Source organism: Flavobacterium sandaracinum, from assembly GCF_004349135.1.
GTDB lineage: Bacteria > Bacteroidota > Bacteroidia > Flavobacteriales > Flavobacteriaceae > Flavobacterium > Flavobacterium sandaracinum.
Genome location: NZ_SMFN01000015.1, coordinates 1 through 14219 on the forward strand (window position 1 = coordinate 1; position 14219 = coordinate 14219).

At 32.5% G+C, this 14219-nt stretch carries 12 protein-coding genes; 6 read left to right on the top strand and 6 right to left on the bottom strand.

Features of this window, described 5'->3' with window-relative positions; genetic code table 11:
- The coding region (locus tag E0F91_RS12260; RefSeq protein ID WP_132066289.1) for a transposase at nt 1–241 on the bottom strand (241 nt) is incomplete at its 3' end.
- Nucleotides 242–323: 82 nt separating this feature from the next.
- On the opposite strand from E0F91_RS12260, the gene E0F91_RS12265 reads away from it, so the two are divergent.
- Nucleotides 324–455 (top strand): helix-turn-helix domain-containing protein, encoded by a 132-nt coding sequence (locus E0F91_RS12265; RefSeq protein ID WP_243698901.1) that lies wholly within the window; start codon nt 324–326, stop codon nt 453–455.
- 1183 nt (nt 456–1638) lie between these two features.
- Here the strand turns inward: E0F91_RS12265 and E0F91_RS12270 are convergent.
- Nucleotides 1639–5223, bottom strand: coding sequence for a PAS domain S-box protein (locus E0F91_RS12270; protein ID WP_165930128.1), 3585 nt, complete (start codon nt 5221–5223; stop codon nt 1639–1641).
- A gap of 299 nt (nt 5224–5522) precedes the next feature.
- Here E0F91_RS12270 and dnaG point away from each other — a divergent pair, with 299 nt between their 5' ends.
- Nucleotides 5523–7499: a DNA primase gene (gene dnaG / locus E0F91_RS12275; RefSeq protein ID WP_132066773.1), complete on the top strand. Its 1977-nt coding sequence runs from the start codon at nt 5523–5525 to the stop codon at nt 7497–7499.
- A gap of 141 nt (nt 7500–7640) precedes the next feature.
- On the opposite strand, the gene E0F91_RS12280 is transcribed toward dnaG, so the two are convergent.
- Together E0F91_RS12280 and nadE are read right to left on the bottom strand one after the other, a co-directional pair.
- Complete coding sequence (locus E0F91_RS12280; protein WP_066079986.1) at nt 7641–8270, bottom strand: response regulator transcription factor; 630 nt, start codon at nt 8268–8270, stop codon at nt 7641–7643.
- Between the two features lie 101 nt (nt 8271–8371).
- A complete protein-coding gene (gene nadE, locus E0F91_RS12285) occupies nt 8372–9172 on the bottom strand; it encodes an NAD(+) synthase (protein WP_132066774.1) in 801 nt (266 codons plus the stop codon).
- Between the two features lie 100 nt (nt 9173–9272).
- Here nadE and gldB point away from each other — a divergent pair, with 100 nt between their 5' ends.
- Both gldB and gldC read left to right on the top strand, forming a co-directional pair.
- The gene (gene gldB / locus E0F91_RS12290; RefSeq protein ID WP_132066775.1) at nt 9273–10229 is read left to right on the top strand and encodes a gliding motility lipoprotein GldB; all 957 of its coding nucleotides are present in this window, start codon (nt 9273–9275) and stop codon (nt 10227–10229) included.
- The gene (gene gldC, locus E0F91_RS12295) at nt 10229–10567 is read left to right on the top strand and encodes a gliding motility protein GldC (RefSeq protein WP_132066776.1); all 339 of its coding nucleotides are present in this window, start codon (nt 10229–10231) and stop codon (nt 10565–10567) included. Before gldB ends, gldC begins: the two co-directional genes overlap by 1 nt.
- 399 nt (nt 10568–10966) lie before the next feature.
- On the opposite strand, the gene yihA is transcribed toward gldC, so the two are convergent.
- On the bottom strand, nt 10967–11587 hold the full coding sequence (gene yihA / locus E0F91_RS12300) for a ribosome biogenesis GTP-binding protein YihA/YsxC (RefSeq protein WP_132066777.1): 621 nt from the start codon (nt 11585–11587) through the stop codon (nt 10967–10969).
- Between the two features lie 31 nt (nt 11588–11618).
- Nucleotides 11619–12392 carry an alpha/beta fold hydrolase gene (locus E0F91_RS12305; protein WP_066080767.1) on the bottom strand — a complete coding sequence of 258 codons (774 nt, stop codon included), beginning with the start codon at nt 12390–12392 and terminating at the stop codon, nt 11619–11621.
- Nucleotides 12393–12772: 380 nt separating this feature from the next.
- Between E0F91_RS12305 and mraZ the strand changes: the two genes are divergently transcribed.
- Both mraZ and rsmH read left to right on the top strand, forming a co-directional pair.
- A complete protein-coding gene (mraZ, locus tag E0F91_RS12310; RefSeq protein ID WP_132066778.1) occupies nt 12773–13246 on the top strand; it encodes a division/cell wall cluster transcriptional repressor MraZ in 474 nt (157 codons plus the stop codon).
- Nucleotides 13221–14129 carry a 16S rRNA (cytosine(1402)-N(4))-methyltransferase RsmH gene (gene rsmH, locus E0F91_RS12315; RefSeq protein WP_207919047.1) on the top strand — a complete coding sequence of 303 codons (909 nt, stop codon included), beginning with the start codon at nt 13221–13223 and terminating at the stop codon, nt 14127–14129. The genes mraZ and rsmH overlap by 26 nt, the downstream gene beginning before the upstream one ends.
- The last annotated feature ends 90 nt before the right edge of the window (nt 14130–14219 follow it).

Consider the following 14219-nt stretch of genomic DNA (forward strand, 5'->3'; position numbering starts at 1 on the left):
CAGCTTCTTTTAATTTTGCCTCTAATTCGCTAATCAATTTTTGTTCTGCGGTTTGTTTTAAAATTCCATTACCAGGAAAACTACCAGATCCAAATTTATCGTAATCTTTACGCCATTTATACAGCATACTAACACGGATACCTAATTCTCTGGCTAATTCAGTAAGGTTAGATCGTTCATTACTCAATTCTACAGCTTTTATTTTAAACGCTGCGTCATAAATTTTTCTTTCTCTTGTCATAAGTTAAAATTAAGGTTTTTTCTCTTAACTCAAACTCCCAGCTAAATTAGTACATCCACTCATCGATTTAGGAGAAAGAAATATTCAGTTTTTAGTAGATGAAACGGGCTTTAATTCCTTTTCTTATTTCACCACAAGTTTCAAAGCGTATAAAGGGATGACTCCGTCTGATTATATTAAATCTATTCAAGTGAACAATCATGAGCAAGGCTAATGAGTATCTCTAAATCAGTGCCATTTTAAATTATTTCTTTTATTTTTTAATTTATTAGTCAAAACGCAATTAATCTCTTTTTAGGATTTTATATTTAAACTATAATTCCATGAAAAAGTAAATTATGAATACTCCTCTTTCAGATAGTGATTGGGCTAAATTAGATTTTTTGCTAAAGAATACAGACACAAATTTAAATAAAAAAATTAATCTCTGTGTCAGCGCAGTCCTCCTTCTTGGAGTATTTATTGTAGTTTTTGCTTTTTTTATTTTCGTAATATATAAGTAATACTGCTGGCTTTATTCTTGATAGACTTTATTTTAAGAATAGCCTTATTCATATTATCAAAGGAATTATTTAGAAAAATTGGGTAAATTAAATTCCTATTCATTTTTTTCAAAAATTATCTAATTTATTTATTGGTTATGAAATTAGTTCAAAAAATTAGAGAACAAAATAAAGTCTTAATTTAATAGTCATTTTTTTGACATTTAAAATTATCACTACTTCTTTTTAACCTATTAATTAAAATCCGTATCCAAGTTGTTTCTTAAGTTACATTTGGTTCAAGATTTGGGGTTCTTACCGGACAGCTTACTTAAAATTTGTTAGGAGTAATAAGTTTTTATAATTAAGATTTGGTTGATTAATGTAAGCTGTTTTGGTAGGAATATTATAAGTTAAATGATGTAGTAACATGATTTTTAGTTTAGAAAATAAACATAATAATACGCCTAATGATTGTTTTTTTGGTATTGTAGAACAGAAACTATTAGTTTGTAATAACGGACATAAAATAGGTTTAGACTTGAATCAAATAACCAACATTAGAATCACGAAAAGTAGGGATCTATCCATAAATACTTTATTGATGCTTATAACCTGTTTATGTTACTATTCAATACTAATTTCTTGTAAAATAAACTTCCCTTTGCAATGTCTTTTCTTCGTATTTGTGCTGTTATGCCTTCGATTTTCTTTATCATTTCGATGGTATTCCTATAAATTAGTACTCAATACAAAATCTTCTGGATTTTTAGCGATAAAACTATCTAAACATCATGTTTTTCCAGCGTATTCAGTACTTGATCGTTTTGTTAATAATACTTTAATTTTTGACAAAGAGCAATGCGTACCTCCCAGTTTGTAATCTAAATTATCCTTGTCCTAATACACTATTTATTAGTTTTTGTTGCTATGATGCAGTGGGAATTCTAACGTTATTTTAGTCCCTTTTCCTAATTTACTTTCGAGTTTTATAGTTCCTGAATTTTTTTCAGTGAATGTCTTTACAATATAAAGCCCAAGACCAGTCCCTTGAATCCCATCGGTATTACTAGCTCTAAAAAAGGTGTTAAAAAGTTTATGCTGATCTATTTTTGGAATTCCGATACCAAAGTCAATAATTTCAACACTAACAGTAGCGTCTGTAGAAAAAAGATAAAGGACGATATTACCACATCCTTCAGAATATTTGAAAGCATTATTTAAAACGTTGAATAGCGCGTACTCCATTAATTTTTTATCAGCAAGAACAGGAAAAGCATTTCCCTGAATAGTTGTTTCTACTATTCGACCGTCTTTTTGATTGGAATAACTAGCTTCTATCACGTCTAAGCAAACTTGCTTTAAATCGAAAGTAATTGGGCTATAATTAGTCATTCCTGAATCTTCTCTAGAGATGGTCAAAACAGTATTCATTAGTTCGACGATTCGATCAATTTCATTCGTAATAGTATACAAATGCTTTTGCAATCTATCGGAGTTTTTAAAAGTCACATCTTCAATATACATTTCTATTAATTCGGCACTTGTTCTGATAGTTGTCATAGGGGTTCTAAACTCATGCGATATGGTAGAAACTAAATTGGTGCGTAATTCATTTAATTTTCGCTCCTGACCCAATGCATTTTTTATAGATTCTTCTGCTTCTTTTTGCGCAGTGATATCTCTTGTTGCCGAAAGAATACTCTCTGAAATTCCATTTACTTTTACTAAGTTAGCCTTGGTTTCAAACCAAATATACTTTCCATTTGTATTTCTAAATCTAGCTCGTATAGAGATGTCTTCCTTTTTAGTTCTAAAAATTGAAATGTTTTTTTGCACCTCTTCAACATCTTGTGGGTGCATGAACTCTAGAGGTGATTTTCCCTCTAAGTATTCAGGATGGTAGCCCAAAAGTTTAAATACTGAAGGTGAAATATATTGAAAAGTACCATCAAAATTATGCAAGCAAACTAAATCTACCGTATTATCTGCTAAAAGGCGGTATCTGTTTTTAGCCTCGTCAAGTTGAAGTGTTTTATTTTTAAAATTTTCTTCTGCTAATAATCTATTCTCCTTTTCAATTTTCTTTCTTTCTGTAATATCTATAAGCTGAGGTATAAAATGCAAAATCCTTCCTTCGTTATCCCTTACCACAGATACAGACAAATGAACCCAAACTATAGACTTGTTTTTATGAATGTATCTTTTTTCTAAACTGAAATTTGGGGCCAAACCTAGAGTCAATCTTTTTTTATTAATCACATCTTCTTCTATATCATCTGGATAGGTCATCATAAGACAAGTTAGTTTTTTAAACTCTTCCTTAGAATAGCCTAATATTTCCCATGATCTTTTGTTTGTCTCTATCCAGAAACCATCGAGATCTATGATAGCCATTCCTACAGCAGAATGTTCAAATGCCCCTTTGAATTTTTCTTCACTGATCCGTAATTCTTCACTTACTTTTTTCTTGGTAGTGATATCCGTTTGAGCCCCAATCATACGAATCGCTCTATTGGATTTGTCACGGATTATATAGGCGGTGTCTGTTATATAAGCATAAGAACCATCAGATTTTAAATAGCGAAATTCATCATACCAAGTTGTTGCTTTGCTTTTAAGTGTTGTTTTGACGTTTTTAAGAACTCTTTCTAAGTCTTCAGGATGAATCAAATTATCAAAATCCGTCACTTTTAAAAAGTTATGTTCATTATTTAATTTATGACCAAAAATCTTCGTATAATTTTCTCCAATTATAAAATTTTCAGTTCCTATTTCCCAATCCCATATTACATCAGATGTAGCTTTGGTGGCATAAGTAAAACGTTCGTTGCTTATTTTCAGCGCCTCTTCAGTATTTTTTTGTTGTGTAATATTATTGAAGGAACAAATTACATAAAGTAATTCCTGATCATTGTTAAAAATAGGTACGGCATCAACCAATAACCAAACCAAATCTTTTTTGGTTGGTCGATGAACTCCCATTACTATATTATTGATTGGTTTTAAATACTTTATAGATTGTGAGACAGGATGGTTTTCCGGTTCAAAGTTGGTGCCATTTTCGCGAATTACGTGCCAATACTCATCAAAAGAGGTTTTTCCTACTAATTGATCTTGGCTAAGTCCAAGCATCTCAGAGGCAGCTAAATTATTTTCTAAAATTTCCGAGTTGGGTCCTTGAACCAAAATCCCAACGGCGGTATTATTTAGAATGTTTTGAATCAACGCTTTACTTTGTAGTATTTCCTCTTGTATATTTTTGCTTTCTGTGATGTTTACACTAAAACCAATCATCATTTTAAAACTTCCGTCTTCATTAAATACTGGAGTTATTTTCCTATTATGATAGGTTTTACCATCAGTTGGAGTGTTTAGCATTTCTTCCCAAGCAATGACCTCTTTAGTGTGAAGTGCAGCGAGAAATCGTTCTCGACGACTTTTGGCAATTGAAGGGTCTCTATTCAGATGTGCAGCGTATTCAAAATCATCTTTCCCAATAATAAATTCACGAAGTTCTTTGTTCTTAATAGCAATAGGATTTAAATATAGGTATTTATGGTGTACATCAAAAACCACGACATCAGTTGGTAAACTATTTAATATGGTTTCGTAAAAATCTTTTTGTTGATTCAGTTTATGCTCATTTTCGATAAATGCTGAAATATCTGTGCAGTTGCCAATATAAAAGTATGCTCCGTCTTGTTCCAATATTTGTACACAGGAGGAAAGCCAAACATAATGCCCTTTCTTATGTTGGAATCTAAATGTAATTTTGTCTGTATTTTTTTTATTTACAGATGTACTACTTAAATAACTCGCCCATGAGTCAATATTTTCTGAATGAATAAATTGAATGAGGTTTTTGCCTACTGCTTCATTCACTTCATATCCAAAAGATGTTGTCCAATTTTTGGAGACGTAAGTGAGTACGCCCTCAAAATTAAGTTGAAATAAAATCTCATTTGAATTTTCTTCAAACATTTTAAATTTCATTCTATTGTGATTGTCAAGTGTTTTTATCTCCTGGTTGGTTATGTGCAGCTGCAGCACAGATTCAATTCTGGAAACGGATTGTTTTATGATTTTTAAATCATTGGAGGAAAGTTCTCTAGACTTTTTATCTAGGATACAAAGTGTTCCTGTAAAATGGTCAGAAATAGTTATAGGAAATCCAGCAAAAAACTCAAAAGAGTGAGGATTAGTTTTATCTAGAGATTGATATCTAGAATCAGTTTTAATATTAGAAACAAGTACCACTTGATTGCTATTTATAAAATCTTGAAAGCAAATAATATCGTATGGGTTTCTTAAAGTCTCCAAGCCTATCTTGGATTGAATGGAATGTCCCTCATTGGCACTAAGGGAAATAAAAGCATCTGAAATTATACCTATTTCTGATAGAAATAATAAAATTTCATTAAATTCTTTTTTGTAGACAGTACTTGATAGCAAATTAGTATTGGCTTTTTTAGTCTGCGCTAAAGGTTTGATTTCCATAAAAATCATAGCTTATGGGGTCGTAAATTAGTATATTGGTTTGGATAGCATTTGCAAATGAACGCATATTTTATTTAAAATGAACAGGGATTAAATAGGAATTTGGGATTCTTGAAGAAATCGATTTTAAAAGTAAGTTTATTACTCTAAAAAAAATATTTGAAAGTCAGGTTTGGTGTATTTAAATTTCTTGAATTTATAGTGTAAGTGAAAAAGTGAAAGGATGTTTGATTTTATTCATTGTACGTATAATTTTGTCGCACTAAACTTTGTAACTTTGGATTTCCAAAATAAAAAAATTGATTTCAAAAGCTACTATAGATACTGTTTTCGAAACTGCTCGAGTTGAGGAGGTTATTGGTGATTTCGTAAATTTAAAACGAGCTGGATCTAACTTCAAGGGATTGAGTCCTTTCTCTGAAGAGCGCTCTCCATCGTTTATGGTTTCACCCGCCAAAGGAATTTGGAAGGATTTCAGCTCAGGTAAAGGGGGTAACTCTGTGGCTTTCTTGATGGAACACGAAAAGTTTACTTATCCGGAAGCGATTCGCTATTTAGCCAAAAAGTACAATATTGAAATTGAAGAAACGGAGCAAACTGATGAAGAGAAAGCCAATACTGATTTAAGAGAAAGTATGTATCTGGTCTCGGAATTTGCAAAAACCTACTTCCATACTACCCTTTTAAACTCCGAAGAAGGAAAGGCGATTGGGTATTCCTATTTTAAAGAACGAGGGTTTACCAATGAAACAATAAAGAAATTTAGTTTAGGTTATTCACCCGAAGCGTGGGATGCTTTTACAAAAGAAGCGCTTGGTAAAGGCTATCAATTAGAATTTTTGGAAAGTACAGGGTTGACAATCCCTAGAGAAGACAGACCGTTTGATCGTTTCAAAGGGCGTGTTATGTTTCCTATCCAAAGTATGTCAGGAAGAGTGCTGGGTTTTGGAGGAAGGATTCTTACCAATGATAAAAAAGCAGCAAAATATTTAAATTCGCCTGAAAGTGATATTTACCACAAAAGTAAAGTGCTTTACGGGATTTATCAAGCCAAACAATCTATTGCTAAACTTAATAATTGTTATTTAGTAGAAGGATATACAGATGTAATTCAGTTCAATCAAGCGGGAATTGAGAATGTCGTTGCTTCTTCTGGTACCGCATTGACTCCAGATCAAATCCGATTAGTCAACCGTTTGACAAAAAATATTACCGTACTTTTTGATGGTGATGCAGCAGGATTGCGTGCTTCCATCCGAGGGATCGATTTGATTCTAGAAGAGGGCATGAATGTGAAAGTGTGTACTTTTCCAGACGGAGAGGATCCAGATAGTTTTGCCAAGAAAACATCCTATGAAGACTTAATTTTTTATTTAGAGAATAACGCTAAAGATTTTATCCAGTTCAAAGCATCGCTTTTGATGAATGAAGCTAAAAATGACCCTATCAAAAAAGCTGATTTGATTCGGGATATGGTGGTGAGTATTTCAAAAATTCCTGATCGAATTCAGAGAGAAATTTACATTCAGGAGTGTTCTAGGATAATGGATATTTCAGAACAAGTTTTGCAAAGTACTCTGGCACAATTAGTTCTAAAAGAGGTGAATGAAGTGGACAAAAAGCAAAAACAAGTTCAAAAGGCATTTGACTTTGTGAAAAATGAAAGCACAAATCCAACGGATAAAGTGGATTCTCTTTATTTATTTGAGCGAGAGATTATCAAAGTTCTTTTGTTATACGGAAACAAGACGGAAAATTTCGAAGAAGTATTGATGAAGGCCAATGAAGAAGGGGAAATCATTGAAGTTTCTGAGATGAAAGAATTAAAGATTTTCCAAAAAATATATTTAAGTTTACAAGAAGATGAAGTAGAGTTTGCAAGTCCAATATTCAGAGAAATTTATGGTGATTTAATTAATTATTATCTTCAAAACGAAGATTCTGGTGTGGAAAAATACATAAACCATTTGCAGGCGGGTGTTCCTCAGGAGGTAACAAGTATTATGATGGAGGATGAGAAATACGTATTGCACGACTGGATTGGCCAGAATATTTTTCCAAAAACCAAAGAAGAAACCTTAAATCAGAGTATTTCAGACACGTTGTTTACTCTCAGATGGTTCTTACTCAGTGAGATCATCGAAGATTTAAAAAATGCAGTGTCAAATGAACCAGATTCTGATAATATGGAATCTTTAACCATGGTAATGAATTATATCGAACTTAGAGGAAAATTTTCAAGGAAATTGGGAAGAGTAGTAGTGCGCTACCATTGAAAAAATATAATTTCAACTTTGATCAAACATTTAAATATTACGAAAGCGCTATAAAATCTAAATTAAATTCAGATTTTATAGCGCTTTTCGTTAAGAGTAATCCCTTTTTAGAAAAAAAGGAAGAATATCATTTAGCTAGTGCTAGACAATCTCTAATTTTTTTGCTTTTTCTACTAAGTCTACTAAATTAGTGACATTTAGTTTTGTAAGCAACCGCAATTTGTACGTACTAATAGTTTTTTCGTTGAGTCCTAAAATTTCAGCAATTTCGTGATTCTTTTTCCCCCCACTTAAATAACGTAATACTTCCACTTCTCGATTAGATAGCTTGCGATACAAACGCTCGCTCTTACTTTGTTTAGCAATCAATGCTAAGTTTTTCTTCACGGTTTCATTCATTATGATCTTACCTTGGTAGACTTTAATGATCGAAATACCTAAAGTTTCTAACTTTTCTGATTTATGCACAAAGCCAGATACTCCGGCTTTTATGGCATTTGGCGCATAAATTTGTTCAGAAAGACCACTGAAGATAATAATTTTTGTTTTTGGAAAATTTTTCAAGACTGCTTTAACCTCAAAAATACTGGAAAGACCTTCCAGCTCCAAATCTAGTACTAATACATCAATGTCTTTTGTTTGAAGTATATCCCTCACCATCAAGAAATTGCCCACATTGGCAACTATTGAGATGTCTGCATTATCTTTAAAGTAAGATTTTACTCCAAAATGCACAACAGGGAAATTATCGGCTATACATACTTTAATCATAACTTTTAATTTTTTAGAATTGTTTTTATTTGTAATTGGAACTGTAAAATTAATAAATAAATTCTGTAATTAATTGTAAATCAATATAAAATATGATTTCTTTAGTCTTTTATCACAAAACAAACCGGAATTGGTGCCATTTTATGTTGATTAATGGTGTTTAATCGTTTGTAAATTTCGAAAACAATTTTTTCTCTTCCTGAAAAGTCATCCTTATTTTTTTTAGCTTCATCCTGCTTCATTGCCCATTCTAGTTCATCATAACTAGCTCCTAATTGATCTTCATCCGTCCTATCATCACCAAATAGGCCATCTGTTGGGGAGGCTTCTAATATAGATTCTGGTATTTTCAAAAAATGGCCTAATAAATAGACTTCGGATTTCATTAAATCGGCAATTGGACTCAAATCCACTCCACCATCTCCATATTTTGTATAGAAACCAACTCCAAAATCTTCTACTTTATTACCAGTTCCAGCAACTAATAAGCCATGAATTCCAGCAAAGTAATACAAAGTAGTCATTCGTAATCGTGCGCGAGTATTGGCTAGTGCTAAGGATACTTTTGCGTCATTTGAATCGCCAGGAACTGCTGATTGGAAGGTATCAAAAACGTGGGTTAAATCCGCTTCAGTACTAGTAACATTAGGAAATCGTTGTTTTAGCTGTGCAATATGTTCTCTTCCCCTAGTAACATGACTTGGTGCTTGATGGATTGGCATTTCTACGCATAAAACTTTTAATCCTGTTTGAGCGCACAAGGTTGAGGTAACAGCGGAGTCCACTCCGCCTGATATGCCTATGACAAATCCATTTACCTTTGCATTTTGAGCATAACTTTTCAGCCAGTCTACAATTTGGGTATTCACTTTTTCAATTTGGATTGTACTTTTTTTAGTCATAATAGTTTACGTTTTAAAAAGCAGGAATGTATATTTGCAAAATAATTATGTTGTGCTTTTATTTCCCAGGATTCTTTGGGAACAAATTTAATTAATATATATGAAAAAATATCTGTTTCTTGTAGCCTTTTGCCTCTTCGTTTTGTCCTGTGACAAGAAAAGTAAAGTGGAAAGTGCCGTAACAGCCATTCCTGTAGAAATAAAAGTAGTACGGTTTGACAAAATATTTTTTGAAACACCACCGCAGGATTTAGAAAATGTTAAAAAGGAATTTCCGTTTTTCTTCCCTTTAGGAAACGATAACAGTGTTTGGTTAAATAAAATGCAAGATCCTATTTGGAGAGAATTGTATACCGAAGTTCAAAAAAAATATGCTGATTTTGAACCCGTGAAAGAGGAATTAGAAACGCTTTTTAAACATATTAAATACTACTTTCCACAAACCCAAACGCCTAAAGTAATTGCTATAATCTCTGAAATGGATTATAAAAATAAAGCTATTTATGCAGACAGTTTAGTCATTGTTTCCCTTGAATTATATTTAGGGAAGGACCACAGGTTTTATCAGTTTCCAAATTATTTAAAACAAAATTTTGAGCAAAGGCAGATTGCGCCAGATGTTGTTTCAAGTTTTGCTGGTCGTAAAATTGTGCCAATTTTAGATAAGGATTTGTTAAGTCAAATGATTTATAATGGAAAGCAATTGTATTTAAAAGATTTGTTGTTGCCTGCTTATTCAGATGCTGAAAAAATGGGATATACTCCTGAACAAATAGTATGGTGTCAGGAAAATGAAAGTTACATGTGGCGTTATTTTATTGAAAAAGAAATGCTTTACAGCAGTGATCAAAAATTAGTTCCTCGATTTATAAATCCAGCTCCATTTTCCAAATTTTATTTGGAAATCGATAATGATTCACCTGGTCAAGTTGGGGCATGGTTAGGTTGGCAAATCGTGCGATCCTATGTAAAAAATAATGAAGTACCTATTGCGGATTTGTTAAAAACAAATGCGAAAGAAATTTTTATTAAATCAAAATACAAACCCAAGAAATAATGTCAAATAAAAATACATCAGAAATTAAGTTTCTAGTCGAATTAGATGAAAACCGTGTTCCAGAAAAACTTATGTGGTCTGCAAAGGATGGAGGAGTCGAATTAGAGGAAGCAAAAGCTATTATGCTGTCCATTTGGGATAGCAAAGCAAAAGAAAGTATGCGGATTGATTTATGGACAAAAGATATGCCAGTTGATGAAATGAAAATTTTCTTTCATCAGACTTTAGTAGCAATGTCTGAAACATTTAAACGAGCCACGGATGATGAAAAAATGGCGGATACAATGAAAGATTTCTGTGATTATTTTGCTGAAAAATTGGACCTGAAAAAGCAGTAATGTAGTACGCTTTGGCGTTATTATTTATTAGGATAAATCATTATAGGTTGGGAAGTAAGTAGTTGGACTTATTTATTGCCGTACTATAAAAGGAGTGAAATACTATTTAACATAAAAAGTCATGTAAACCTTAAACGACCTTATTATTGCTTAAGTTATCAGTCTTACACAAATGAAACTTCAATGACTTATATGGTAAAAAAAAATACGTCATTGTTTTATTCTTATTACTTAGCTGTTTTTATATGCCTTTAAATTTTTCACTACAGCCAAAAAATAGTCGGAACAGATATAAAGAAACGGAGTAGAATTTTAGTAATAGAATTGAAGTTCCACTAAAGCAAAAATCCCAAAACTAAATTAAGTTTTGGGATTTATTTTTATGAAAGTAGCCTATTTCTATAACTGAGCATTGTTCTTGAAAACTTCTTGATTTACTTCGTCTATATAACTCAATAATTCTTCTTTCCCAGTAGATTCGGTCGCTGAAGTTATAAAATAATGTGGCATTTCGGCCCAGTTGTTAGCAAACATTTTCTTTTTGTAAGCGGCTACATGAGAATCAATTTTTACTTTACTAATCTTATCTGCTTTGGTGAAAACAATACAGAAAGGAATTTCACTTTCCCCCATGTATGACATGAATTCAATGTCTATAGTTTGTGCTTCATGGCGAATGTCTATCAACACAAAAGCACAAACTAATTGTTCTCTGGTTTCAAAATAATCCGTGATAAATTCTTGGAAAATAGATTTTGTTTTTTTGGAAACTTTTGCATACCCATATCCAGGTAAATCGACCAAGAACCAATTATTATTTATTAAAAAATGATTAATTAATTGAGTTTTTCCTGGTCTTCCAGATGTTTTTGCTAGTTTTTTATGATTCGTTATCATGTTGATCAAAGAGGATTTTCCAACATTTGATCTGCCTATAAAAGCGTATTCCGGCAAAAAGTCCTTTGGACATTTGCTTACATCGGAGTTGCTAATAACAAATTCGGCGGTATTAATTTTCATTTTTTCAGGGTATAAAATTCTCCTTCTACGTTTAGTGTACTGCTAAATGAGTATGTGTTAACCAGTCTTCTAACAAGCGATTAAATTCATCGGGATGTTCCATCATAGCTGCATGACCACATTTGTCAATCCAATACAAAGCAGAATTAGGTAATAATTTATGAAATTCTTCAGCAACATCCGGCGGGGTAACTTTGTCGTTTTTCCCCCAGATAATGCAAGTTTGAACATGCATTTTTGGTAAATCTTTTGCCATGTTATGACGAATAGCACTTTTAGCAATCGTCAATGTTTTTATCAATTTTATACGATCGTTTACCGATTCATATACTTCATCAATAAGCTCTTTAGTAGCTACTTTGGGATCGTAAAACACATCCTCAGCCTTTTTTTTAATATACTCGTAGTCGCCTCTTTTAGGGTAACTGTCTCCCATAGCGCTTTCGTAAAGTCCAGAACTACCAGTTATTACAAGCCCAGCTACTTTTTCAGGATACATTTTAGTGTGGTATAAAGCAATATGACCGCCTAATGAGTTTCCTAAAAGGATTACGCGCTCTAAACCTTTGAATGTGATAAAATCCTTAACGTATTTTGCAAAACTTTTTACATTCGTTTTCAAAATATTTTGCGTGTATATGGGTAAATCTGGAATGATTATTTTGTATCCTCTTGTGGAAAAATAATTAGCCACAGCATCAAAATTACTGAGTCCGCCCATAAGTCCATGCAAGATCACAATTGGAGTTCCTTCGCCAGCTTCATAATAGCTGTATCTACCTTCTTTTTTATAGTGTTTTTCCATTTTTTGTGAAACCGGATTTTCAATTTTGACAAATATAGGATTTAATAAATAAAAATGAATTTTTACAACAATTTTTAATTGTAAAATTATCGAGATGGCTCTACTAATTGATACTTTTTTTTCAATTTTCAGTCCCTATTTTACTCTTTTTAAGTGGTCCTCATAGTACTTAAAAACGATAATTCTTTGTGTTTTTAAGGTCTATTTTTTATAACATTATGTTTCTTACAAATACGACAAAGGAAGGCTAATCTTTTGAGTGTCCATAAATTAAGGGTTTTTATCCTAAAGTGGTTAAACTTATTAACAAAGTGGTATATAGTGGTAAATAGTGGTAATATTTTTTATATTTTTGCTCTATATCATTTAATACTTTTTGCTTGGATACAATTGTCGGAACATATGAATGTAAAGTCGATGCTAAAGGAAGGCTGCTCATGCCAGCGCCCTTAAAAAAGCAGTTGGCTACTTCACTTCAAAACGGATTCGTTTTGAAGCGTTCTGTTTTTCAGCCTTGTTTAGAGCTGTATCCTATGAAAGAATGGGATTTAATGATGCAAAAAATCAACAAACTAAATCGATTTGTAAAGAAAAACAATGACTTTATTCGCAGGTTTACCGCTGGTGTAAAAGTAGTTGAGATTGATGCTTTAGGGCGATTGTTAGTTCCTAAAGATTTGGTGGCTTACTCCAGTATTACTAAAGAGGTAGTTTTCTCCTCTGCTGTAAATATTGTAGAAATTTGGGATAAAGATTTGTATGAAAAATCAATAAGTGGCGAAGATGTAGATTTTGCGGATTTAGCCGAAGATGTAATGGGAAATATAAATGACGACGACAATGGAATATCATAATCCGGTTTTGCTTCAAGCATCAGTAGATGGTTTAAATATCAAGCCTGATGGCATATATGTAGATGTTACTTTTGGTGGTGGTGGGCATTCAAAAGAGATTTTGAAAAGACTTGGTCCAGATGGAAAATTATTTGCTTTTGATCAGGATGAAGATGCTTTAGCCAATGCTCTCGCTGATGAAAGATTTACGTTAATCAATGAAAATTTTAGATTTATAAAACGGTTTTTACGCTTTTATGGAGTAAAAAGCGTGGATGGAATTTTGGCAGATTTAGGGGTTTCTTCCCATCAATTTGATGTTGCAGAACGAGGTTTCTCTACTCGGTTTGATGCCGACTTAGATATGAGAATGAGTCAGAAAAATGATTTGAATGCTTATAGAGTGGTCAATGAATATGACGAGGCTAATTTAAAAAGGGTGTTCTTGGATTATGGTGAATTGAAAAATGCACCCGTTTTAGCCAGAACAATTATAGAGGCTAGAGAACAAGATCCAATCAAGACAACAGATGCATTGAAGGAGGTTTTGGCACGTTTTTTACCAGAGAGAGTTAGAAATAAAATTTTAGCTCAGATATATCAGGCTATTCGAATAGAAGTAAATCAAGAGATGGATGTTTTGAAAGAGTTTTTAGAACAGTCTCTTGAAATATTAAATCCAAATGGGAGATTAAGTGTGATCTCCTATCATTCGTTAGAAGACAGATTGGTGAAGAGATTTATGAAAAATGGTATGTTTGAAGGAGAACCAGAGCGAGACTTTTTTGGTAATTTTTCGGTTCCGTTCAAAACAATTGGAAAATTAATCGTTCCAGATAACGCCGAGATTAAAGAAAACAACAGAGCCAGAAGTGCAAAATTACGAATAGCTGAAAAGAGGTAATTCTAAGCGCCCGAGTTGGAAAGTAAAATATAAACAATAAAATATACCCAATTGCAGATCTTCTCTACTTTAGAGATAGGTTGGGGTTAA

Coding starts and splice junctions, on each gene's coding strand:
- E0F91_RS12270 (WP_165930128.1), bottom strand. CDS start 5,223: ATGGAAATCAAACCTTTAGCGCAGACTAAAAAAGCCAATACTAATTTG.
- E0F91_RS12280 (WP_066079986.1), bottom strand. CDS start 8,270: ATGATTAAAGTATGTATAGCCGATAATTTCCCTGTTGTGCATTTTGGA.
- nadE (WP_132066774.1), bottom strand. CDS start 9,172: ATGACTAAAAAAAGTACAATCCAAATTGAAAAAGTGAATACCCAAATT.
- gldB (WP_132066775.1), top strand. CDS start 9,273: ATGAAAAAATATCTGTTTCTTGTAGCCTTTTGCCTCTTCGTTTTGTCC.
- gldC (WP_132066776.1), top strand. CDS start 10,229: ATGTCAAATAAAAATACATCAGAAATTAAGTTTCTAGTCGAATTAGAT.
- yihA (WP_132066777.1), bottom strand. CDS start 11,587: ATGAAAATTAATACCGCCGAATTTGTTATTAGCAACTCCGATGTAAGC.
- E0F91_RS12305 (WP_066080767.1), bottom strand. CDS start 12,392: ATGGAAAAACACTATAAAAAAGAAGGTAGATACAGCTATTATGAAGCT.
- rsmH (WP_207919047.1), top strand. CDS start 13,221: ATGACGACGACAATGGAATATCATAATCCGGTTTTGCTTCAAGCATCA.